General features: G+C 33.4%; 23 protein-coding genes and 1 pseudogene. 7 read left to right on the top strand and 17 right to left on the bottom strand.

What is annotated here, in order from left to right; translation table 11 throughout:
* Both ABJF52_RS14425 and ABJF52_RS14430 read left to right on the top strand, forming a co-directional pair.
* Positions 1–178, top strand: a pseudogene (locus ABJF52_RS14425) (OsmC family peroxiredoxin); the annotation flags it as partial.
* Positions 166–696 carry a DUF922 domain-containing protein gene (locus ABJF52_RS14430; RefSeq protein ID WP_348151679.1) on the top strand — a complete coding sequence of 177 codons (531 nt, stop codon included), beginning with the start codon at positions 166–168 and terminating at the stop codon, positions 694–696. The pseudogene ABJF52_RS14425 and the gene ABJF52_RS14430, both read left to right, overlap by 13 nt.
* Positions 697–718: 22 nt before the next feature.
* On the opposite strand, the gene ABJF52_RS14435 is transcribed toward ABJF52_RS14430, so the two are convergent.
* Both ABJF52_RS14435 and ABJF52_RS14440 read right to left on the bottom strand, forming a co-directional pair.
* Positions 719–997 (bottom strand): hypothetical protein, encoded by a 279-nt coding sequence (locus tag ABJF52_RS14435; protein WP_348151681.1) that lies wholly within the window; start codon positions 995–997, stop codon positions 719–721.
* Positions 998–1123: 126 nt separating this feature from the next.
* Positions 1124–1993 (bottom strand): TIM barrel protein, encoded by an 870-nt coding sequence (locus tag ABJF52_RS14440; protein ID WP_348151684.1) that lies wholly within the window; start codon positions 1991–1993, stop codon positions 1124–1126.
* A gap of 78 nt (positions 1994–2071) precedes the next feature.
* Here ABJF52_RS14440 and ABJF52_RS14445 point away from each other — a divergent pair, with 78 nt between their 5' ends.
* The 3 genes from ABJF52_RS14445 (at position 2072) to yidC (ending at position 5943) form a co-directional block, all read left to right on the top strand.
* Positions 2072–2308 (top strand): DUF3820 family protein, encoded by a 237-nt coding sequence (locus ABJF52_RS14445; RefSeq protein WP_348151687.1) that lies wholly within the window; start codon positions 2072–2074, stop codon positions 2306–2308.
* A 54-nt stretch (positions 2309–2362) separates the two neighbouring features.
* The gene (locus ABJF52_RS14450) at positions 2363–4000 is read left to right on the top strand and encodes a CTP synthase (protein WP_348151690.1); all 1638 of its coding nucleotides are present in this window, start codon (positions 2363–2365) and stop codon (positions 3998–4000) included.
* 77 nt (positions 4001–4077) lie between these two features.
* Entirely contained in the window at positions 4078–5943 is a 1866-nt protein-coding gene (gene yidC / locus ABJF52_RS14455; protein ID WP_348151693.1) for a membrane protein insertase YidC, read from the top strand.
* 286 nt (positions 5944–6229) lie between these two features.
* Here the strand turns inward: yidC and ABJF52_RS14460 are convergent, their stop codons facing one another.
* A complete protein-coding gene (locus ABJF52_RS14460; RefSeq protein WP_348151695.1) occupies positions 6230–7762 on the bottom strand; it encodes a fasciclin domain-containing protein in 1533 nt (510 codons plus the stop codon).
* Between the two features lie 398 nt (positions 7763–8160).
* Here ABJF52_RS14460 and mnmA point away from each other — a divergent pair, with 398 nt between their 5' ends.
* Together mnmA and ABJF52_RS14470 are read left to right on the top strand one after the other, a co-directional pair.
* On the top strand, positions 8161–9354 hold the full coding sequence (gene mnmA, locus ABJF52_RS14465) for a tRNA 2-thiouridine(34) synthase MnmA (protein ID WP_348151697.1): 1194 nt from the start codon (positions 8161–8163) through the stop codon (positions 9352–9354).
* A gap of 56 nt (positions 9355–9410) precedes the next feature.
* On the top strand, positions 9411–10352 hold the full coding sequence (locus ABJF52_RS14470; RefSeq protein ID WP_348151699.1) for a nitronate monooxygenase: 942 nt from the start codon (positions 9411–9413) through the stop codon (positions 10350–10352).
* A 52-nt stretch (positions 10353–10404) separates the two neighbouring features.
* Here the strand turns inward: ABJF52_RS14470 and ABJF52_RS14475 are convergent, their stop codons facing one another.
* The 14 genes from ABJF52_RS14475 to ABJF52_RS14540 all read right to left on the bottom strand — a co-directional run bounded on the left by ABJF52_RS14475 (position 10405) and on the right by ABJF52_RS14540 (position 24232).
* The gene (locus ABJF52_RS14475) at positions 10405–11460 is read right to left on the bottom strand and encodes an alpha/beta hydrolase (protein WP_348151702.1); all 1056 of its coding nucleotides are present in this window, start codon (positions 11458–11460) and stop codon (positions 10405–10407) included.
* 420 nt (positions 11461–11880) lie between these two features.
* The gene (locus ABJF52_RS14480) at positions 11881–13611 is read right to left on the bottom strand and encodes a hypothetical protein (protein WP_348151705.1); all 1731 of its coding nucleotides are present in this window, start codon (positions 13609–13611) and stop codon (positions 11881–11883) included.
* A gap of 86 nt (positions 13612–13697) precedes the next feature.
* Positions 13698–13913 carry a DUF2007 domain-containing protein gene (locus ABJF52_RS14485; protein ID WP_348151708.1) on the bottom strand — a complete coding sequence of 72 codons (216 nt, stop codon included), beginning with the start codon at positions 13911–13913 and terminating at the stop codon, positions 13698–13700.
* 121 nt (positions 13914–14034) lie between these two features.
* The gene (locus tag ABJF52_RS14490; protein ID WP_348151711.1) at positions 14035–14685 is read right to left on the bottom strand and encodes a hypothetical protein; all 651 of its coding nucleotides are present in this window, start codon (positions 14683–14685) and stop codon (positions 14035–14037) included.
* A 52-nt stretch (positions 14686–14737) separates the two neighbouring features.
* Positions 14738–15478 carry a WYL domain-containing protein gene (locus ABJF52_RS14495; RefSeq protein WP_348151714.1) on the bottom strand — a complete coding sequence of 247 codons (741 nt, stop codon included), beginning with the start codon at positions 15476–15478 and terminating at the stop codon, positions 14738–14740.
* A 53-nt stretch (positions 15479–15531) separates the two neighbouring features.
* Positions 15532–15903, bottom strand: coding sequence for a VOC family protein (locus ABJF52_RS14500; protein WP_348151717.1), 372 nt, complete (start codon positions 15901–15903; stop codon positions 15532–15534).
* Positions 15904–15978: 75 nt separating this feature from the next.
* Complete coding sequence (locus tag ABJF52_RS14505) at positions 15979–16275, bottom strand: putative quinol monooxygenase (RefSeq protein WP_348151720.1); 297 nt, start codon at positions 16273–16275, stop codon at positions 15979–15981.
* Positions 16276–17286 carry a DUF1080 domain-containing protein gene (locus ABJF52_RS14510; protein WP_348151723.1) on the bottom strand — a complete coding sequence of 337 codons (1011 nt, stop codon included), beginning with the start codon at positions 17284–17286 and terminating at the stop codon, positions 16276–16278.
* Positions 17287–17562: 276 nt separating this feature from the next.
* Entirely contained in the window at positions 17563–17973 is a 411-nt protein-coding gene (locus tag ABJF52_RS14515; RefSeq protein WP_348151726.1) for a response regulator, read from the bottom strand.
* A 1-nt stretch (position 17974) separates the two neighbouring features.
* The gene (locus ABJF52_RS14520) at positions 17975–19675 is read right to left on the bottom strand and encodes an ATP-binding protein (RefSeq protein WP_348151729.1); all 1701 of its coding nucleotides are present in this window, start codon (positions 19673–19675) and stop codon (positions 17975–17977) included.
* Positions 19676–19884: 209 nt separating this feature from the next.
* The gene (locus ABJF52_RS14525) at positions 19885–21219 is read right to left on the bottom strand and encodes a DUF58 domain-containing protein (RefSeq protein WP_348151731.1); all 1335 of its coding nucleotides are present in this window, start codon (positions 21217–21219) and stop codon (positions 19885–19887) included.
* Between the two features lie 44 nt (positions 21220–21263).
* Positions 21264–22313, bottom strand: a complete 1050-nt coding sequence (locus tag ABJF52_RS14530; protein WP_348151734.1) for a MoxR family ATPase — start codon at positions 22311–22313, stop codon at positions 21264–21266.
* A 2-nt stretch (positions 22314–22315) separates the two neighbouring features.
* Entirely contained in the window at positions 22316–23527 is a 1212-nt protein-coding gene (locus ABJF52_RS14535) for a DUF4350 domain-containing protein (protein ID WP_348151737.1), read from the bottom strand.
* The gene (locus ABJF52_RS14540; RefSeq protein ID WP_348151740.1) at positions 23528–24232 is read right to left on the bottom strand and encodes a hypothetical protein; all 705 of its coding nucleotides are present in this window, start codon (positions 24230–24232) and stop codon (positions 23528–23530) included. It abuts the gene before it with no gap.

The following is a 24232-nucleotide window of genomic DNA, read 5'->3' on the forward strand; positions in this document are numbered from 1 at the left end:
CAAACATATGTCTGCAAATCCTCGTCGTATTTCTAAAATTGAAGTGGATTTAAAATTACCAGCAGCTACTGGTGAAAAGGAGCGGAAAATCTTAATTCATACTGCAAATACTTGTCCTGTGCATTATAGCCTCCATCCAGATATTGATAGACAAATTAAATTCAATTGGATAAACTAAAGTTTTTATTAGTATTCTGTTTTATAGTTTGTACTCAAATTCAAGCACAAGATGAAGACCGCGTTTTATTATGGTCTAAAGACCGAAAATTAACTTGGGCAGATTACAAAGGTAGTCCACTAAAAACGGAATGGGCTGCTGCAACTACGGCCAGTGGAATAACATATTCTTTAAGCAGCATTATTGGTAATGGAGAATCTAGTTTGGAGGTTATAGTTAGTTCTCTTTTTTATCCTGATAAATCATGGCATAAGCCAGATTTATGTAATGATGTAATTTTAAGTCACGAACAATTACACTTCGATATCACCGAACTTTTTGCAAGAAAATTTAGGGCAAAATTGAGAACTGTAAGAAATGATACAAATATCAAGAAAAAGGTACGCGCTATTTTTGTTGAAATCAATAAGGATTTACATGCGTTTCAGAACAAATATGATCGTGAAACCAATTATTCACGTGATGTTAAGCAACAAGAAATCTGGAACAAAACTATTCATGAAGCTTTGAATGAATAATACTAATTAAGATTTCTTGAATTTAATTATCAATACAATGTTCGCGTAAATCAGCAAATGATTGCTTGGTACTTTCTGATAAAATATCACTGCAGGTTCTTTCAATCTCATTAATATCTGCTATTACTTCATCACAACTGCGATCGGGATTAGCTTCATTTCTTTCGTCAAATTCTTGAACGCTTTTTGCACATTGTAAGGAGAGTGTAGTATCGTCTAATGCATCCTTTACTTCCTTTACACAGCCATTAATAATGCCCATAGTAAGCACTATTAAAAAAATAGATATTGATTTTTTCATAGTTTGAAATAGGTTAATTGGTATGTCTTTGGGGGAAGATGTTTATTGAAATTACTCAATAATGCTATTAAAAAAAGCCGCTACAAATTGTAGAAGCTTTATTAAAACGTTAAAAATATAAAAATGTTATACGTCGCAAATTGTAACACCTTCTTTTAGTGCTGCGATTTTGTCTTCCCAAGTAGGAATAAATTCTTGCGCAACATAACCTTTATAGCCTGTAGCTAAAATTGCTTTCATTATTGCAGGGTAAAAAAGTTCTTGTGTATCGTTAATTTCATTTCTACCTGGATTTCCACCAGTGTGGTAATGACCAAAATATTGGTGGTAATCTTGAATGTTTCTTATAATATCACCTTCCATTATTTGCATGTGGTATATATCATACAATAGCTTAAAATTGTCAGAACCTATGGCCTTACATAATTCCACTCCCCATTCGGTATGATCGCACATATAATCGGCATGGTCTACTTTTGAATTTAAAAGTTCCATTTGAATAACCACACCATGTTTTTCTGCAACCGGCATTATTTTCTTTAATCCTTCTGCACAATTCTTTAAACCTATCTGGTCGTCCATGCCATTTCTATTTCCACTAAAACAAATGAGGTTTGTAAATCCTGCTTCTGCCACTAAAGGAATTACACGTAAATAATCTGCAATTAATTCTTCGTGTAACTTGGGGTCATTCCAACCTTCTAAAATACCTTTACCAGCACCCCAACACATGGAAGCATGAATATTGTATTTTTTCATCAAAGGCCAATCTTCAGGTCCAGTTAAATCTATTGCTTTTATACCTAATTCGTTCAAATTTTTGAGAAATTCTTCCATAGGAATTTTGCTATAACACCAGCGACAAACACTGTGGTTAATATTGCCTTTTAATTCAGTGGTTGTAATTTTGTTCGTAGGCATTGCATTAGCAGTTTTACAAGCCATTACCCCAACAGAGGCAGCAGCGGAGGTTCCTATAAAAGTTCTTCGTTTCATAATTTTGTCGTGTTTAAGGTTTTTAAAGATAAATTATTTAGATTTAAATGCCCGTTTTAATTTTAATAAGGAAACTAAATGGATGTAAATTTCGATAATAAGAAACTAATAGAATTGGCACATTATCGTATGCCCTTTGGGAAATTTAAAGGACGATTATTAGTTGATTTACCCGAACCATATTATGTATGGTTTAAACAAAAAGGATTTCCAACAGGCAAACTAGGTACCTTATTAGAAAGCATGTATGAAATTAAAGTAAATGGTCTTGAACCAATAATTCGGAAGATTCAAAAAGATTTTCCTAGAGAATAACTGGGTAGTTACGGCTCAAGTTGTATCTTTGAGCCCCGTAACCAATACGCTATAATGCCAGCAACAAAATACATTTTCGTTACGGGGGGAGTTACCTCTTCATTAGGTAAAGGTATAATCGCCGCTTCACTTGCCAAATTACTACAAGCAAGGGGGTATAAGACCACCATTCAAAAATTAGATCCTTATATAAACGTAGATCCAGGTACTTTAAATCCATATGAGCATGGCGAGTGTTATGTTACTGATGATGGAGCTGAGACAGATTTAGATTTAGGCCATTATGAACGTTTTTTAAATGTGAGAACTTCACAGGCAAATAACGTTACTACGGGTAGAATTTACCAAAGTGTTATAGAAAAAGAACGTAGGGGTGAATTTTTAGGCAAAACTGTACAAGTGGTACCTCATATTACCAATGAAATTAAACAACGTGTTCAATTATTGGGTGATAGTGGGGAATATGATATCGTAATTACTGAAATAGGTGGTACTGTTGGTGATATAGAATCACTACCCTATATAGAAGCAGTACGTCAGTTATTATGGGAACTAGGTGATACTAACGGTATTGTTATTCACTTAACCTTAGTGCCTTTTTTGTCTGCTGCAGGTGAATTGAAAACTAAACCTACACAACACTCTGTTAAAACTTTGATGGAAAGTGGTATTAAAGCTGATATTCTTGTATGCCGTACAGAACACCATATTTCTGAAGAAATTAAGGATAAACTAGCACTTTTTTGCAATGTAAAACGTGAGGCTGTTATTCAATCTATCGATGCTTCTACAATTTATGATGTGCCTAATTTAATGTTATCTGAAGGCTTGGATAAAGTGACTCTTAAAAAATTAGATTTACCAGATTCTAAAAAACCAGATTTAACGAATTGGAATCAGTTTGTTCATCGTCATAAAAACCCAAAGCATGAGGTAACTATTGGTCTTGTTGGTAAATATGTTGAATTACAAGATTCATATAAATCCATCTTAGAATCTTTTATACATGCAGGTGCAGTAAATGAGGTTAAGGTAAATGTTCGCTCGGTACATTCAGAATATTTAACTGAAAATAATTTAAAGGACAAGTTAAGAGGCTTAAACGGAATTTTAGTAGCTCCTGGTTTTGGCGAACGTGGTATTGAAGGTAAAATTGAAGCTGTAAAGTATACCAGAGAAAACAATATTCCCTTTTTAGGTATTTGTTTGGGTATGCAAATGGCAGTTATTGAGTTTTCTAGAAATGTACTCGGTCTTAAAGATGCCAATTCTACTGAAATGTTAGAAAGCACTTCCAACCCGGTGATAAATTTAATGGAAGAGCAAAAAAATATTGTAGATAAGGGTGGTACTATGCGTTTAGGGGCATGGGATTGTGAAATTACCCCAGGAAGTTTAGTAGCACAAGTTTATGGTGATCAAGCAAATATTTCCGAAAGACACCGTCATCGCTACGAATTTAATAGTGATTACCTTGAGCAAATTGAAGCAGCAGGAATGAAAGCTACCGGGATAAATACAAAAACTGGATTGGTTGAAATTGTAGAGTTAAAAGACCATCCTTGGTTTGTAGGTGTACAATATCACCCTGAATATAAAAGTACTGTAGCTAATCCACATCCACTATTTGTTGGGTTTGTTAAGGCTGCATTAAATCAGAAATTGAAACAAACCAATGCCACTTTGGCATAAAGTGAGCATTTGGACATATATTTGCTCATTATAAAAAAATCAACCAAGCCAATCTGTTTGGTGAATCAAAATTTTAGATGGAAGAAAAGAAGCTTGACATAAATTCAATTATTGGTTTTGTGCTCATTTTTGGGATACTTATTTTTATGTTTTACCAAAATAGGCCAACCCCAGAAGAATTGGAAGCCGAAAAGGCAAAACAAGAACAGGTTGAGGCACAAAAAAGTGCGGAGCAAAATGTTCAATCTCCTACTACTGTTACGCCAGCAAATAACCTTCAAGATTCAACTGCTGTTGCCAACTATCAAAGTGCAATAGGTGCTTTTGGTTTTACAAAACCTTCTGATGGTAACACAACTTTGGCAAATGATGTGCTACAATTAAAAGTTAATAATAAAGGTGGACAGATTGTAGAAGCAAAAATGGTGCAGTTTAATACATATGATTCCATTCCAGTTTATTTAGTTAAAGACGGTAATGCTTCATTCGGGCTAACATTTACTACATCCGATAATAGAACACTGAATACCAACGACCTTTATTTTGAACCAAGTTTAACAAACAACGGGGATAATCAGGTACTATCAATGAAGGCGAAAATTGCTACTAATGAATTCTTAGAATATCGTTATGAGATGAAGCCTGATGATTATATGGTCGACTTTACGATACGTTCACAAGGATTAAACGGAGTAATTAAAGGCGATAAACCTATTGCTTTAGAATGGTTTTTAAAAGGAATTAGACATAGTAAAAGTGTAAAGTACGAGAACCGTTATACTGAAATGATGTATAACTACGAAGATGGTAAAATTGATTATTTATCTGCTAATGGTGATGATGACGATATTGAGGAAGATGTGCAATGGCTTTCATTAAAACAACATTTTTTCACTTCTATATTAGCGACTAAGAAGAATTTTAAAACTGCTGAAATTCGTTCTATTAACTTAGTTGAAGAAGAAAGCAAAGATGTTAAGTTTACCAAAGATTTTGATGTTTCAATTCCTTTGGCATTAGAAGGTGGTGAGTTATCAGAAAACCTAAATTGGTATTATGGACCAACAGATATTGCTGTATTAAAAAAGCATGATCAATATGAGTTAGAAGATACTATATATTGGGGTTGGGGTATTTTCGGATGGATCAACCGATACGTATTTACACCATTTTATTCCTTCCTAAGCAACTTTTTACCTGCAGGAATTGCTATTATTTTAATGACCATAATTGTTCGTTTGGCAATGTCACCTGTAACATATAAATCATATTTGTCTCAGGCAAAAATGAAGGTATTAAAACCTGAAATAACGGAATTAGGGGAGAAGTATAAGGACAACGCGATGAAAAAGCAGCAAGAAACCATGAAATTATATGGTAAGGCTGGGGTTAGTCCAATGAGTGGTTGTGTTCCCGCATTGCTGCAGATGCCTATTTTTTATGCATTATTCATGTTTTTCCCAACTTCGTTCGCGCTACGACAAAAATCATTTTTATGGGCGGATGATCTTTCATCCTACGATGCTATTTTTGAGTGGACCACACACATTCCGGTTATTTCTACTTTTTATGGTAATCACATGAGTTTGTTCCCAATATTGGCTTCTATTGCGATATTCTTTTATATGATGATGACAACCGGACAAAATATGCCACAGCAACCCGGTATGCCAAATATGAAGTTTATCATGTACTTAATGCCATTTATGATGTTGATTTTCTTCAATAATTATGCAAGTGGATTGAGTTTGTATTACTTTATTTCTAACCTAATTACAATTGGTATAATGCTGGTTATCAAGAATGTAATTATTGATAATGATAAAATACACGCTCAAATTCAAGAAAATAAGAAGAAACCCAAGAAGGAAAATAAGTTTCAGAAAAAAATGCGCGAAATGATGGAGCAGGCTGAAGAACAGAAAAAAACTGGCAAAAGATAGTTGCTAGTACAACTTAAAGTAAAAAAGCCCTGATACAAATATCGGGGCTTTTTAGTACCAAGTGGTTATGTTTGGTAAGATTTGGGACTGCAATATGAAACTTATTAGACCTTAAATAAATTATTAGTTGTCAAGCACTCATTTTTGTATGCTAACCGCTATTAAAATGTTGTTTTCAATTTTGACACCATAGAATAGGTGTAAAAATATTATTTCAAATAAATAGCTCCCAAGTACATCGAGGGAAATATGCACAAGGGAGCTAGACAAACACTATTTTAATTTCTTAATGACCCAACAAGTCCAATACTTCTTGTGGTAATAATACTTTATCAATTAAGTGCACGACTCCATTACTTGCTGTAACATCAGCCATTATTACGGTGGCCATTGATGCTGTGGCATCGTTAACAAAAACATCATCATGTATGGAGATGGTAACATTCGCACCTTGGACAGTTTCAATTTCTTGGCCATCAGACAAATCGGTAGAAAGTGCTTTTGCACCGGAAACTACATGATAAGTTAAAATTTTAGCCAGTATTGCTTTTTCATTTTCAGTATCAAAATCTGCTAGACTATTGTATTCATCTCCTAAAACTTCAAGTAAATTACCGAAGGCTTCGTTAGTCGGTGCGAATACCGTAAATGGTCCGGTTCCACTTAATACTTCTACTAGACCAGCATCTGCTTGAATTAAAGCTTCTACTAATAAACTTAAGTCATCTACAGATTGCGCAAGACTAACAATATTTGGTTGCAAGGCATCCAACACTTCTTGTGGTAATAATACCTTATCAATTACGTGAACCACACCATTACTTGCCATAACATCAGCCATAATTACCATGGCATTCATATCGGTCGCATCTTCTATATATACGCCTCCATCAATATTAATTGTAACTTCTTCACCTTGCACTGTCTCTATCATTTGACCCACAGAGAGGTCGGTAGATAAAGCAGCTACATTACCAACTACATGATAGGTCAATATTTTAACTAAAAGCGCTTTTTCTTCATCTGTATCGAAATCTGCCAAACCATTATAGTCATCTCCTAAAGAATCTAATAAGGCAATAAAAGCGTCATTAGTAGGTGCGAATACCGTAAATGGACCGATTCCACTTAATACATCTACTAAACCAGCATCTGCTTGTTGCAAAGCTCCTACTAATAAACTTAAATCATCTGTGGCAACAGCAATTTCAACGATATTACTAAGCTCAGCTTCAGTTTCTAAAGCGTCTAAAACGGCTTGTGGTATTAAAACTTTGTTTATAACATGAACTACACCATTACTTGCTTGGATATCTGCACTGATTACTTCTGCATTAGTATCAGTGGCATCAGCAATAAACACGCCTCCGTCAATATTTATAGTTAGATCTTCACCTTGAACAGTGGTAATTGCTTGGCCGTTACTTAAATCTGTTGATTCGGCTTTTGCTGCAACAACATGGTAAGTTAAAATAGAAGCTAATAATTCTTGTTTCTCTGGAGTATCGAAATCTTCTAATGAATCATAACCATCTAATCCGTTCAATAAATTAGTGAAAGCTTCATTAGTAGGAGCGAATACAGTAAAAGGGCCAGCACCACTTAATGTGCCAACGAGGTTGGAGTAATCGTTTTCATCTGCCTTAAGTAATGCAGCAACCAAACTCGATAAGATATCAGTTTCTTGAGCAGTCTCAACAATATTCATTTCATCTTCAGGGATGATAACGTTGTCATCGTCACTATTTGAACAGGACGAAACTAGTAAACTTAAAAAAGCAAATAGAAAAGCACTCTTTAATAAAACAATCTTTTTCATAACAATAGTTTTTAAATTAATTATATCAAACAAGTGACAGCGCTCATAAAGTAGTACCTCTAGCATAATCTCAATTTTTAGCAATTTTTTAAGTGTAATCACGCAGTTGTAAAATGTTTTAATGACGCCAATTTGTTTAAATGTTTATGCGAATATATAAAAATTTTCTTTTTGTCCAACTATTTAAATTAAAACTTAGACAAAAATATTTTGGAGTACTAAATGTGAAAGACAAAAGTTTGTAACAGTAGCAATGAAATGGCATAGTATTTTAAATAAATAAAAAGATTATATATGGTCGATTGTAAGTATAGTCGACTAATTCAGACAACTACTTATGTAAACTTCATAAACTGTTTGTATATGAATTTTGTATTTTTGTAAGCTATTTTAATGTAATGAGTAAAAAAGTTGTTGTTGGTCTTTCTGGTGGAGTGGATTCTAGCGTTGCAGCCTATCTTTTAAAGGAACAAGGTTATGATGTAATTGGCCTTTTTATGAAAAATTGGCACGATGATTCGGTTACTATTTCGGAAGAATGTCCTTGGTTGGAAGATAGTAACGATGCATTAATTGTAGCAGAAAAACTTGGTATTCCGTTTCAAACAGTAGATTTAAGTAAGGAATACAAGGAACGTATTGTAGATTATATGTTCAAGGAATATGAAATGGGACGTACTCCTAATCCAGATGTATTATGCAATCGTGAAATCAAGTTTGATGTTTTTATGAAAATAGCTCTTCAATTAGGTGCAGACTATGTGGCTACAGGGCATTATTGTAGAAAAGGAATTTTGACGAATGAAGATGGTGTAGCGACTTATCAATTATTAGCTGGTAAAGATGGTAATAAAGATCAATCATACTTCTTATGTCAACTTTCACAAGAACAATTAGCAAAAACACTATTTCCAATAGGAGAATTGCAGAAACCAGAGGTACGTAAAATTGCTGCGGACAACGAATTAATTACAGCAGATAAAAAAGATTCCCAAGGCTTGTGCTTTATTGGTAAAGTTCGTTTGCCAGATTTTCTTCAACAAAAATTAAAACCAAAAAAAGGAGTCATTGTTGAAGTCCCTTCAGATGATTCGCAATACAATAAAACGATTCCTAGCTTTGAAAACAAACAGCAAGAATTGGCCTTTAATTCTGAAAAGCCAATATATCATGTTGAAGATGGTAGGGTAGTAGGGGAGCACCAAGGTGCACATTATTTTACAAAAGGTCAGCGCAAAGGTTTGGCGGTAGGTGGTACTAAGGAACCTCTTTTTGTAATCGATACAGATGTTGATGAAAATGTTATTTATACTGGTCAGGGTAAAATGCATCCTGGTTTGTATCGCAAGACATTATTTGTTAATGAAGAAGAAATCCATTGGGTTAGACCTGATATGGCGCTACAAGTAGATGAAAAAATGGAAGTTTTAGCTAGAATTCGTTACCGACAAACTCTTGAAAAAGCTACTTTATATAAAATTGAAAGTGGACTTTATGTTGACTTTGAAAACCAGCAATCAGCAATTACAGAAGGTCAATTTGTTGCCTGGTACCAAAATGATGAATTATTGGGTTCAGGAGTTATAGCCTAATTCTCTACCATGAAAAACATTTAGATAAGAACTTAGGTTTTTTATACACAGTATCAATGCAAAATAAAAGTACGTTTTTGTTTAATATTGAATATCCAATTATTCAGGGTGGAATGATTTGGACTAGTGGTTGGCGCTTGGCCTCAGCAGTTTCAAATGCTGGAGGATTAGGACTTATTGGTGCGGGTTCTATGTATCCGGATGTTTTGCGTGAGCATATTCTAAAATGCCAAAATGCCACTAGCAAACCATTTGGAGTAAATGTTCCTATGCTCTATCCGGACCTCGATGAAATAATGAATATCATTATTGAAATGGGTGTAAAAATAGTTTTTACTTCTGCAGGAAATCCAAAGACATGGACATCCTATTTAAAAGAAAAAGAAATTACTGTAGTGCATGTAGTTAGTAGTGTGAAATTCGCTTTAAAAGCTCAAGAAGCTGGTGTTGATGCAATTGTTGCTGAAGGTTTTGAGGCTGGTGGTCATAATGGACGAGACGAAACTACCACTCTAGTCTTGATTCCTGCGATTAAAGAAAAGATAACTATTCCGATACTAGCCGCAGGTGGTATAGCTAGTGGACAGTCGATGTTAGCGGCTATGGTTTTAGGGGCAGACGGTGTACAAGTTGGTAGTAGGTTTGTGGCCAGTAATGAAGCTTCTTCGCATCAACTTTTTAAACAAGAAGTAATTAATTCTAAAGAGGGCGATACCCAACTTACTTTAAAAGAATTGGCTCCTGTTCGATTGCTGAAAAATAAATTCTATGATGATGTACAAACTGCTTATGCGAATGGTGCTTCTGTTGAACAATTGAAAGAACTGTTAGGTAGAGCCAGAGCTAAGAAAGGTATGTTCGAAGGAAACCTGGAAGAAGGCGAACTAGAAATCGGCCAAGTTTCTGCTTTATTACATGAAATTAAGCCTGCTGCTCAGATTGTTTCAGATTTTATGGCGGAATTTAATGAAGCTAAAAAACTAGTAGAAAATTTTTAGCTTGTTCTTATCAGTAAATTAAAAGAAAATATTTTGCTACCTCTTTGTGTTTTTAGTTGCATATTGACCGTGGATTTGCATCGTCTGCACAAGGAAATTGATAAAAACTTTGGTCGTGAATAGGCATTGGATTATCGGTAACGGATAAGGGTGTTAAAGTCTCTGTGCCATGTTTGGGCATGGTAACTTGTGCCGAAGAACCTCCACCCAGTGCAATATCTTTGGCATTTAAATTACCATTGAAAGAATAATCGATAAGCGCATCTAATATGCGATATATGCCGTAATAATCGTAAGCGTCAAATTTATCAGAAGTTTCAGAAAGTGCATGCTCAGTGGTAAATTGATATCCATCTATTTCATCTGATTCAATCATTATAAAATCTTTTTCTGAAGTCGAAATATTAATAGAATTAAAAATATCAATTGCCATTCTATGGTCGTTTATATCATCATCCTCATAAACTTGAGTAATAAGTTTGGTATTTTCAGGAAAACTAATGAGTTGTATATCTGTTAGTTGATATGAATACCATTGTGCCATGGCAAAAATAAAACGCCCGTTTTCTCCCCATCCCTTTTCTACAAATCCCTTATGGGCCAGCCCAAAGGATGCTCCACCTCCAAATGAAAATCCGACAAAGCCTACTTTAGTTGTGTCAATTAATTCTGGATAATCAGTTACCGCCTTTTCAAAACCAGCCCATAAAGTATTATACCGTTCCTCTACAGTTGCACCTATAGTTGGGTAAGGAACATAAACTACCACATAGCCTTTAGAACTCAAAAAATTAAATAAACCATCGTAATTAGCACTTTTATTACCACCGAAAGGATGAGCATAAAAGATTGTTGGGTTACTCGTAGTAACATCCATAGGATGAAATATTTCTACATTTTTATTTGCAAATAATGGATTCTCAAAAGATGTTTTGCTCACAATATATGTACCATCGGACCCATAACCAGTAGTAGGCTTTGCGATTGGCCCATCTAAGTTGCTAATGGGGTCTTGTATTTCAGGAATGTCTGTTTCTGTATTGTCTTTACTACAAGATGCAAATGTTACCAGTGCAATTAGAATAAAAAATAGTCTTGTTTTTCGCATTTTTCAATATTTATAGTCGCTACCTTAAACAATAGAAAAGGTTTTAGTTTGCAATTGGCTTTTTATCAACGAAAAAAAAATGTTTATATTTTATTGATTTTTAATGATTTAGCTAGTTTTATATTATAATCGTTTTTGGCTGTATTTTTATTATTGGTAATAAGATTACTTTTTTAAAAAACGAATACACTACCTTTTGCCCCTTCAGCCATTAAATTTATTTGGACATCAATTTCAAGAAATGGACTAGGAGTAATCGAATTGTGAAAAGGTTTGTGGTTATTACCGGTAATAACATGATATAATTCTTCAATAGAAATTGTACTTATACCACTTTCTATGTTTGTTATTCCCTTTTTTGATAGTACTTAAAAATGAATTGAGTAAGACCTCAATCAGAAAAAGACCAACATGAATAAATTATAAAACAGAAGTTTCAATTGCAATATCTGCATGTTCCCAAGCTTTATCAAATTCAGCTTTTATTTTTTTAGACTCTTCAATTTTACCTTGAGCTTCAAGTGTTTTGTGAAGGCCCATTAATGACCAACCATTTTGCCTTAAGATTTTTAAATCTGCTCTAAAGACTGTTTCAGCTTCATCATATTTTTCTGCGCTTAATAGTACAGCGCCTAAATTTTGACGTGTCGGAATATGCCAAGCGGCAGGTTCTGTATAGGTCAGCCCATCTTCAAAGACCACCGCATTTTCGAGATGCTCTATAGCTTTTTCGGTTTCTCCTTTTAAAGCCGCCAATTCTCCTGCGACAACTTCAAATGCGATATTTGCCGAATGAATTGAGGCATTGTTTGCTGTTGCCACCAATTCAATTATTTCTGGGTCTTTTTTAATTTGCGAGATTGCATCTAGTTCTTCTTGTGCCTCTTTCGCATTCCCTTTTCTGATGAAAGCTATTCCTCGTGCATAATGCCAAATCAGCGATAAATGTTTTATATCAGCGCTTGGCGCGGGAATGGTCAAGATTTCATTCCATTTACCAAATCTAGTATATGCTAAAAGTGGCGTAGCCGAGAAGTCTTGTAAAAAAGGAAGTTCGACCAGCTGACCAGTAGGTACTTTTTCAGCTGTTTTTTTTGCTGCATCGATGGCTATGTCGCTATCACCTAATAAACTTGCAGATGACCAAAGAAAATGAATGTTGTGTGGATAGTATCCCAGTGGATATAATCCCTGAGAAAAACATTGTGAAATGTAATCTTCATCTGCCAATATCGCTTGTTGATTAACTTTGACCGCATCTAAATATCGTCCTACCCTTATATAAATATGAGATGGCATATGAACAATATGGCCCGCTCCCGGCATTAATGATGCTAATTTATCGGCGCTTTTTACTCCTATATCTGGATATGGTAATTCAACCATATGAATATAGTAATGATGACCACCAGGGTTTTCTGGTTCTAGTTCCATTGCTTTTTCTAGAGCTGCCTTTGCTTCTTTAATATTGGGTGATGGGTTACCATCTTTATCCCAATAATTCCATGGAACCGTGTTCATTACAGCAGCAGCATACAAAATTTGAATATTGGCGTCTTTAGGGTATTTTCCAACTACCTTGGTCATAGCTATCATGTAGGCCATGTTCAGTTCTGACACATCTTTGGTCAAATCTTCACTATATCTAGCTGATAGTGCTTCAATCAATGCCTGTTCTTTTTTACTCGATTTTGAAGCCAAACTTTTAGCTTTGACCATTGCTTCATTGATTTTATTTTTACGCTCATCATCAGGAATTGGGTCATTAATATTTGGCCCGAGTGCAAATGCTTGCCCCCAATACGACATAGCTGAATTGTTATCTAGTCGAGCAGCTTCCATAAATGAACGATGACCTTCGGCATGATTAAAAGCATATGACAATTTTAGTCCTTGATTAAAAAAGGCTTGTGCTCTTTCGTTTTTGGTTGAAATGGTAAAATGAAGATTTCCTAAGTTGGTAAATAGTGGAGATATTTGCCGTGTTGTATCTACATTCTTTAGTAAATATTTAGAAGCTGTACATTTTATAAAGTTTAAACCCGCTTTCTGTCTTGTATCTGTTTGAGTAGTCTGCAAACTGTCGATTGCAATATCACCTAATAATATAAATGCAATGACTAGTAGCCCTAATCCGATTCTATTTTTCATAATCGATTTTTAATATTAATAATTTTAGGGAAACATCGTTTGAGGAGAATAAGTAAAATATCATTTTGCGAAACTACAAATATTGATTAAGAAACTTGGTTAATCACTTTTTGTGCTTTTTCTAATTCATCTTGGTGTACATATAAATATATACTGTTTGTGCTTGAAGCGAAACCGCCTAATCTAGCCGACTCAGCTTCATCCTTAATTATAGCTTCAATACCAATTTTTTGCAACTCACTTGCAATTTTCTTAGCTTCAAACTGATTTCCAGAAAAGACTTTCGAATAATTAGATTTCATAATTCATTCCTTTTGTTTAAGTAAGATACAAAATTTAGAAATGTATTGCTACACTTGCTGGGTTAGAAAGGCGTGTATAAACTAGCTAGTCTATTAGCAAGACAATTTCATTTTGAGGTTATTAAGCTTTGATTTTAGATCTCATTTTTCGTCGCCAATAAATAATATAAATGGTGCCTATTATTGAAGGTGTTACCCAAGCTACGATATTCCACAAATGTAAGCCGGCAACTATAAATGCAGTGAAAGATGCAATTAGTGCTGCAATCATAAAAGTAAGATGACTTAGAAGCCAGGCAATCTTTTTTTCTTTAAAAGTTTTATATAATTGAAAATTACGGAATGTTAAGAAAAACCCTAATCCCCCAAAAACTAAAAACAAAGCGTTGTCTTGAACAGGATTAAATAGTCCATAAATACCATAAATAAGCATAAAGGATGAGAAAAGTGCCATCGTAATTGAAAGTCCCTTGTCAATAATATCTGCTTCACGTTTATCTCGTTTCTTAAAAGTTAAGGATCGATTGCCTATAAAAACTAAATAAATTGTGAACAAAGAAATTAAAAAGAGAAATAAACTTTTATGATTTGGTAACCATGTTATGGGAAGAATTAAAATACAGCTAAGCACCATACTAAGTGAGAAAATTTTTCCCATTTTTTTGTGTTTTTTGCCTCCCTTTGTTACCGCCATACTTCCAACACCAGTTATTAGACCCAAGCCTCCTAAAAAAGCATGTAAATAAATGATAATGGTAATTAATAATTCCATATTTAAGTTTGTTAGCGGTTACAATACTCTAAAATCGGAATTCTATTTTTATTTAGGAGTGTTTTTCTTCTGAAATTGAATTCTTTTTCATAGTACGTTCTCGATATGCTTTTTCGCACTCTGAATTAAAATAATCTTGAATAGTATACTTACGATCTTCAAACTGTTCAGGAAGTATTTTAAAATGTTGAATACGATCGATACGGAAAGAGCGATAACCTTTTCTTAAATGACACCAGGCAATTAACAACCATTTGTTCTCCGTTGAAAATATAAAACATGGTTCAATTTTTCGAAAAGATATATTTGGGTCATTCGCTTTGCGATAATTAATTTCAATATAATTAAAATTTGTTATTGCCAATTGAATCTCAGAAAGGGCATTGCTAGAAATGTTTTCTTGGCGCGCATTAAAAATATGAATGTTATTGTCGAGCCGTTCACTTTTTTCTAAAACCGAAGATTTAAAAACAGATTTGATTTTTGTAAGTGCTTCTTCAAAATCTTTTACAAAAGAGGAGTCATTAGACTGACTTACCAAATGTTCTGCAGTAACTAAAGCGTTTGCTTGCTTTTCAGTAAACTGTACTGGGGCTACTGTATAACCGTCCATTAAAGTATAACCACGACCTTCTAATGTGACAATCGGTACACCAGCTTCTATTAATTTTTGAACATCGCGATAAATTGTACGCACACTTACCGCATACTTTACTGAAAGTTCGGTAGCCGTTAAAACCCTTCGTGATTTTAAAAGCGTTAAAATTGATATGAGTCTCGATAATTGCGTCATAAAAAGTAAAGGTAGCAAACCCATGAAGAGTTGCTACCTTTAAATTTTAAATTCTAATTCCAAGAATGTAAAGCAATCTTGTTTCCTTCGGTATCAATAAATTGAGCCATAAACCCGTTTTCCCCGATATCCGTTTTTGGCATTACAATTTTACCGCCAGCAGTAATTATTTTTTCTAGTGGCGTACTTAAATCGTTACCCCCATTCAAATATACTGTTACCCCTTCTGCGGAGGGACTATAACCCGGCATTTCAACAAGACCTCCACCAACGCCATTATTATCATCGTCATACGGAAACATACCGTAATTGCCTTCTGGCATAGGGGAATCTTTTATTTCGATTTCCAATACCGTGTTGTAGAATTCTTTTGCTCTTTTGTAATTTGTTACTGGAATTTCGAACCAGCTGATTGCATGTGACATTGTTTTTATATTTAAAGATTAAACCTACTACAAATGTAGCGGGGACAATGTCAGATGATGTCAGGGGTGTGAAAATTAAATTTTTACATGACTTAATTGGCTAATAATTACTTCTGCTACTAAGCCTTTAGTTGCATTTCTATGTGCTGCAATATGAGCGCTCTCGTTGTGGTTATGCCAGTGTTCTTTGGTTTGCCAATTTTCATAAAAGAAAAAACGATTAGGGTTTTCCAAATCTTCATGCAAGTCATAGTTTAAACAACCTTCTTCAGCTAGAGTAGGAGGTATTAATTTTAAAAGTGCTTGCTTTACTTCTTCACGTTTGCCTTCAGTAGCAGTAATACTTGCGGTAATTGTAAGTTGATTTTTCATTTATTTGATAATGGGAGTTAATACAATATTTTTATACGAAACATTTCCATGGTCACCTTGTAAATATATTGGTCCTGGCGCTAAAACATCTGAACTTATGGCCCCGCCCGTTGGACCTAAAACGGGTTTGTTGTCTATTATTTTTATTCCATTTAGGATTACAGTAACGTGGCGGTCTACTAATGTAATATCTACCGATTGCCATTCTCCTGCTGGTTTTTCTGCAGCTTCACTAGGAGTAATTCTACTGTAAAGCGCACCCATATGATGAGAATCTAATTCCTTACCATAAGTATCTGCTACTTGTATTTCATATAAGCCACGTAAATAAATACCGCTGTTGTCACCTTTAGGAACATTTACATCTAACTTTAAATTAAAATCAGAAAATTCTTGGTCGGTTCTAATATTGCCATAAGAGATATGATGGCCATCTTTGGGTTGTTCAGGATTATTTGTTAACAATCCGTCAGCTACGCTAAAACCATTTTTCTTGTTTTCTGGGTTCATAAGATGCCAACCTTTCATGTTTTTACCATTGAAAAGTTTAGTCTTTTTGCCAAATTTTATTTTTGATAAATCTGGAGTATCAAACATTTTTGGCATGCGTTTTCCTTTAAATGGAATTGTACGTTCGCCAGTTGCCATCCAATCTGGAGCAATCATTACGCCTTCTATAGCTTCACCAATTTTGTTAATTCGCATGGTATAGGTCATAATATGAGAGCGCTCTTCGTTTCTTTTTACTTCTTCAGTTCGTGTAACAACCAATGTTGTATCGTCCACTAAATAAACACTAGATACAGGAACTATACTGCCCCCAATCCATAGTAGTTCAGCATCCAAAAAACCTTTGTCATTAAAAACATTAAGCCAAGCTACTCCACCACCTTCAATGTCAATTCCCCACATACCATCGAAATCAGTGGCTGTTGAAGATGAAATAGTGTTAGCAAAAGTTAGGGGAACAGTTAATAAAATAAGAGTAATCGAGAATAAAATTTTCTTCATTATTGATAAATTAATTGTGTGTTTTAATTTTTAAAAACATTTATAATTAATTTTTCAATTTAGTAATTAATTGAAGAAAAGCACCTATTTAAACAGACAGATTTTTAATAAATACTATTAAATAAATGGTAGGTAGTACGCACCTAAAATTTTAATTTTTGAAGTTTTTTTATTAAAATAGAAAGGTCTCGTATTCAATAAATTATCTTTGAATATGAGACCTTTTTTAATTAACATTTTAAACTATACCTAAAGGAATAGTAGCTTAAAAAGAGCTTAGGCTACAAAATATTTACTTAAAAGCTCTTCCAATAACTCTTCGGTCAATGGTTTAGACATAAAACCGGTAATGCCATTTATTTCTTGAGCTCTATTTTTGTCATCGGGGTTTAATGATGTCGTTAGCATAACAATTACTGTTTTAGCAAGTTGATTTTCATCAAGATCTTTGTATTCTTCAAGAAATTCCCAACCATCCATCGCTGGCATATTTATATCTAAAAAGATAAGATCCGGTTGTGGGTATTTACCATCAACTGCAGTGGTTAAGTAGTCTAAGGCTTCTATGCCGTTTTCTTTTATGACAATGTTTTCTGTGCAATTCATGTTTTTAATGACCATTTTATGAATAAAATTTGTGGCCTCATCATCGTCTACTAATAATACTGTTTTTAAAAGAGGATTCATTTTAATTTTTTTTGATTGTGAATATAAAGTTACTGCCTTGGTTTGGTATTGAAGAAACATTAATTGTTCCTTGGTGTAATTCTACAATTTTTTTGCAATGTGCTAAACCAATACCGGTACCTTCATACTCTTTATTGGAATGCAGACGCTGAAAAATTGAAAATATTTTATTTTGATGTTCTTCCGCTATGCCAATTCCATTGTCTTGAATAGAGAATGAATAGTGGTCTGAGCTTTCTTCAGCTGAAATTTTTATTTGTGGCTTAACTTCTGGTTTTTTAAATTTAATTGCGTTGGTTATTAAGTTTTGGAATAATAATTTAATATCCATGCCATACCCTTTTATTTTTGGTAATGGGTCAATATTTAAAACTGCTTCAGTTTTATCAATTGTTGAATGTAAATCTTTTTGTAAATCGACTAACACAGTATTTAAATCTATTTCTTCAACCTCTTTTTTTAGTCCAATTCTGGAATGATCTAATACATCTTTTATTAAATTTCGCATACGAATGGATGCTTCCGATACAAAACTTAAGTAAGTTGATGGACCTTCATCCAATTTACCTTTAAATTCTTTTTGTAAAAGTTGCGTAAAACTACTAATTGTATTTAAAGGTTCTTGTAAATCGTGTGAAACGATATACGTGATTTGTGCAAGTTCTTTATTCTTTATCTCAAGCTCAGCTATTTTTTGATCTAATTTTTGATTAGTTATATCAAGAATAGTCTCGTTTTTTTCAATAATAATAGCCTCGTTCTTTTTAATGTGTTTTAACATGCCTGCTACTAACCATACAGCCATAATCGCAAAAATTCGATTAACGATGATTACCGAAGTTTTTATTTCTGAAAAGGAATATAGAAAGCCCGCAATTATTAATACGGTGGAACAGATAGCTAAAATAGTTGTAATTCCTTCTTTTTTTATAAACCATCCAAAAAGAACAAATAAAACATAAGGTATACCTATGGCTACTTCGATGGGAATACTTAAATCAATAAAGAAAATTACTAAGGCAAGTGCAAAGGCATAGCCAATAAAGCCAGCATTTTGCATTACAATATCCCTTCCAATTACTTTGCGTTCTTTCGAAAAATTTAAAGCAGTAATTCCAGCTCCCAATAACATGAAACCTATGGTAGTATGAACCGCCATTTGCGTTAATTGACCACCTCCATAGGTGACTTCTTTTCCAATTAAGTATCCAATTATTGAGATTAGACCCAAACCGAATATGAGGGCCCCTAAAATGCAACTTATTTGATTTTGTCTAACATTTTTACCAAAGGTTAACCCCATGGCTATTGAAGACAATACAAAACATAGCGCCGTATTCGGTGCCATTCTTCCTGCATGTGTACTGGCTACAGTAATATAATGTTTCATAAAAAGCTCATCAATACCAAAATTCTTAACCATTGTATATTCGAGTATTGTTAAAAAGCCTATAATACCAATTGGTAATAATGAAAGTATTGCAAAACTATTCTTTTTCTTAAGTATTAAATACAAAGAAATACCACTCAATAAAAAACATAGTGCTGTATTGTATTGCATGGGAACAAAAACAGGTACAACTTGTATGAGTTCTATTGTTTTGGTATACCATCCAAAAAGTACTAAAAGTCCCAATAGTATTATTAAAACACTAATACCTACAACTAATGACCTCTGAAAAAATGATTTTTTAATACTCATTTCAACTAACTACTAATTTTTAAACAAATTAAGTAGGGGGATCGTTTAACAGGGGATTTATGGATTTAACGTATTTCGTATAAATAAAGTATACTTAATATGTAAAATTATGAAGAAAATTCTTACTTTTTATATTTTAGCAGTTTTTATTAAAATAATAGCTAGCTTATAATATTAAAAATATCAAGTAAGTTTAAAGAATATAGCACTTAAAGTAGGCCTCTTGCTTTAATTTCTAGGTATTTATTAATAGTATTGACCGTAAGATTCTCCGGTTTGGTAAGTATGGTTTGTATGCCATATTTGCGAAGTTCATTCACTATAAACTTTTTCTCGTACACAAATTTTTCGGCAATTGTCTGTTCAAATATTTGATGTGTTGTTTCAGCTTTTTTCTTAGTGAATTCGGTGAGTTCGGTATTTTCAAAAAAGATAACCACTAATAAATGATGTTTGGAAATAGCTTGTAAATATGGTAGTTGCCTATGGAGTGCATCTAAAGTTTCAAAATTAGTGTAAAGCAAAAGTAAACTACGCTGATTTAAATTACGTTTTACATCAATATACAATCGGCTAAAATCGCTTTCAACAAAATCTGTCTTAAAATTATAAAGAGTTTCTAAGATTAAATTCATTTGAGAACTGCGTCTTTCGGCAACAACTCTATTTTCAATTGCATTGCTAAAAGAAAACATACCAGCTTTATCTTGTTTTTTTAATGCAATATTAGAGATTACTAAAGTGGCATTAATAGCATAATCTAAAAGACTAAGACCATCAAAAGGCATTTTCATTACACGACCTTTATCTATAACCGAATAAACAGGTTGCGACTTTTCGTCTTGAAATTGATTAACCATTAATTGATTTTTTTTAGCCGTAGCCTTCCAATTAATGTTTCTTATGTCATCACCCATAACATAGTCTTTTATTTGCTCAAATTCCATTGTGTGTCCTATGCGTCTAATTTTTTTAAGGCCATATTCAAATAAACGATTGGTAAATGCCATCAAATCATATTTCCGTAATTGTAAAAAAGATGGATACACCGGAACTTCTTGAGCTTCATTAAAATTGAAACGGCGAGCTAATAGTCTTAACGGAGAACTTGCGTAAACATTTAGACTTCCAAAAGAATAAACGCCTCTTTCTGTAGGTCTAAGCTCATAGTTGAAAGACTTTTGTTCTGCTTTATTTAGGATGGTTGTTAGTCCAAATTCACGCTTTTGAAATTGAAAAGGAATTTCATCAATTAGTTTAGCTTTAATCTGAAATAAATAAGAATTGGCTACGCTTATTTTAATAGGATTTGGATCTCCATTGGATAATTTATCCGGTAATATACGTTCTCCAGAAATGGTGCCTTTTGAACCGAAGAGTAAAATGGCATCAATAATTAAAGCTAGTATAAAAAAGTAAAATAGAATTTTAAAAACTCCTAATAAGTCCTCAAAAATATATGAAAACAAGAACCCGATTATCAATGCCGTAATAATAGCAAAGAACCGTTGTTCTAAATATATATTTTTAAAGATTTTTTTCATGCTTACTATAAAATCATTTTATGCTAATTTATTAAACGCATCCATTATCTAGGAACCTCGATGCTTTCAACTATTTGTTGTACAACTTTCTCGGCAGTAAAACCTTCCATTTCGCGTTCTGGGGTTAAAATAATACGATGTCCCATAACAGGACTTGCAACTTTTTTAATGTCATCTGGAGTAACGAAATCGCGTCCGCTAATGGCTGCTAAGGCTTTAGATGCGTCCATAATTGCAATGGATGCACGTGGAGAGGCACCTAAATACAAATTGGCATTAGTTCGCGTATTATTAACTATTTCAGCGATATACTGAATTAGGTTGTCCTCGATTATTACGTCTTTAATGGTATTTTGGTATTCAGCAATTTGTGCAGCCGAAAGTACAGAAGATACCAGTGTTTCTATATTTTTATTTTTCTGCTGATGTTTGCTTTCTAAGATTTTCACTTCGTCTTCTAAGTTTGGATAACCCACATTAATCTTAAATAAAAAGCGATCGAGTTGTGCTTCGGGTAGGCGATAGGTGCCTTCTTGTTCAACAGGATTTTGAGTTGCAAAAACTAAAAATGGCGGTTGCATTTCAAATTCTTTTCCGTCAATAGTTATTTGACGTTCTGCCATAGCCTCAAATAATGCAGCTTGTGTTTTTGCTGGCGCACGATTTATCTCATCAATTAAAATAATATTAGAAAAGATTGGACCCTTTTTAAATTCAAATTCTGAAGTTTTAACATTAAAAATAGATGTTCCTAAAATATCACTAGGCATTAAATCTGGGGTAAATTGTATACGACTAAAGTCTACATTCATGGTCTTTGCTAGTAATTTTGCAGTAACCGTTTTGGCTACACCAGGTACACCTTCGATTAAGGAATGCCCATCTGCTAATATTGAAATGATTAATAGTTCAATCATTTCTTTTTGCCCAATAATTACTTTTCCCAATTCAGTTTTTACCTGATCTACGGCTTGTCTTAATTTCGATAAATCGATACGATTACTAAATTCTAAACCACTATTTACTTGCGTCTGATCTTGGTTTTGAGAATCCTGATCTGGTTGGGGTTCTTGTCCTTCTTGTTGCTCTTGCATAATTATTTTTTAAAGGATGATATTTTTTTATTTAAATCAATTAAGTTTTGTTCGTTATGTTTTTTTTGGCCTTTTAAATGAACAATAAAATCTATAAGCTCTTTAGTTTCAGATAATGGTTTACCAGATTTGGCCGCCAATTCTACTGTGGTTTTTTGATTGATTGTATTTGTGTTTATATAGAAATTACTGCGAACGTATTCTTGAAAGTACTTAAGCTTTTTAGAAATTAGGTCACTAAAATCTCTATGTTGGTGATATAAAGTGCCTACTGTTCTGGCGAATTCTATGGATGAATTTTCTAAAGGTTCAATTACTGGTATTATACGTTGCTCGCGTTTAGCTTTAAAAATCACAAATATTAGTAAAGCAACAATAGCTAAATAATAGGCCCATTTTAAGGCTGCCTGATTTAATACAAAGCGCATGGGTGATTGGATATAAATGCGTCCAGATTTTTTATAATTATCCCAGTATAAAGGCGATTCATCATTTAAGTAAGAAAACGCATTGGCTACATAGTCCTGATTATTATTTAGCATGTAGTAATTGCTAAAAGCTTCGGGGTTAGCATTTAAATAGAAGTTGCCATTGCCGAAAGCAACTTTTATAAAGTTGGGCTTGGTAATGGTTTCTTTTCCACCTTCTAAAAAATCTTCGCCTTCAATAAATGTGATGTTTCCAAGTATTGTTGAATTCAAAGAATCAATTGAAACAAAATGCTGGTTACGCATAGCTCTTTTGTATGCAAACTTTTTTGCCTTAAAAGATTTGTTGGATAATGAAGTATAAATGGAATCTTCATTTATAGAATAGGTATATGTTGTTTGTATGTTTAGTGTATCTTGGAGATGATTTCCAAACCAATTTGAGGCCATAAATACCGAATTCCCTCGTTCAACGTAATTTAATAATTCATTGGTCTCTTGCTCATCTAAGTCTATTCCATTGTTGATTAAAATGTAATTTGATGCTACAGTGGAATCGCTCGTTGATAATAAATTATACAAACTTTCATTAACGCTTTCAATTTCAGCATTGGGAAAAAGATTGGGTAGTTCACTAAAAAGCACAAAACAACCAAAAGGGATTTTATCGGTGGATGTATATGATGGTCTCCAGTTTAAGGGTTTAGGACGCACAATCTCGGTCACTATAATAGCGATAAGAACAGCGGCAAAAAGGCCAAGTATTATTTTTGATCGTTTATCCATTTATTTTATAATGGAATTTTTTAAAATCGCAAAACGCGTTTCCACTAACTTATATTTTGCAATATCAATTTCTTGTTCTCCATACCAGATATAATCATATAAATATGAAACATCTTTAAATCCGGTTTGTACAGTATTGGGCTGACGTTCTTCTATTTCCAATTGATAATCAGAATTTGTTTTTTCATAATTCCAATCAATAATTCCTTTTTCAGATAAAGATTTTAGAATAAATAAGTATTGATAACGAACCGCTAATCTATAATCTTTGGTATCGATGGCGGACTTTATAAGTGCATTTAAATCAACATTTTCTATATGCTCTTCAGAAAGATTAATATCTAATATTGACGTGGCTTTTTTGGTGAACAGCGATGTAAAATTTTCCCCTGCAAAAAAGCGTACAAATAGGTAAATAATTAGTCCACCCATAAGTATGTAGATAAGGTATTCTAATAGCTCTAAAGTATATGGCGGAATATTAATGCCGAATGATTCGTCTACCCAGTTAAAGAACCATTGTAAAAACCGCATGATAAGATTTTGCGCTTCACCTTCTTGCGATGTGTAATTAAAATCTTCACCATTGTATTTAACATTTAAATCACCATTAAAACTACGTGTATTTAAAATTTGATTTTCGTCAATAGGTATACTAATGCTATCCTTTTCTTGTTCCGCAAAACCACAGAAAAAAGTAAACAA

Source organism: Aurantibacter sp., from assembly GCF_039941195.1.
Taxonomy (GTDB): Bacteria; Bacteroidota; Bacteroidia; order Flavobacteriales; family Flavobacteriaceae; genus Aurantibacter_A.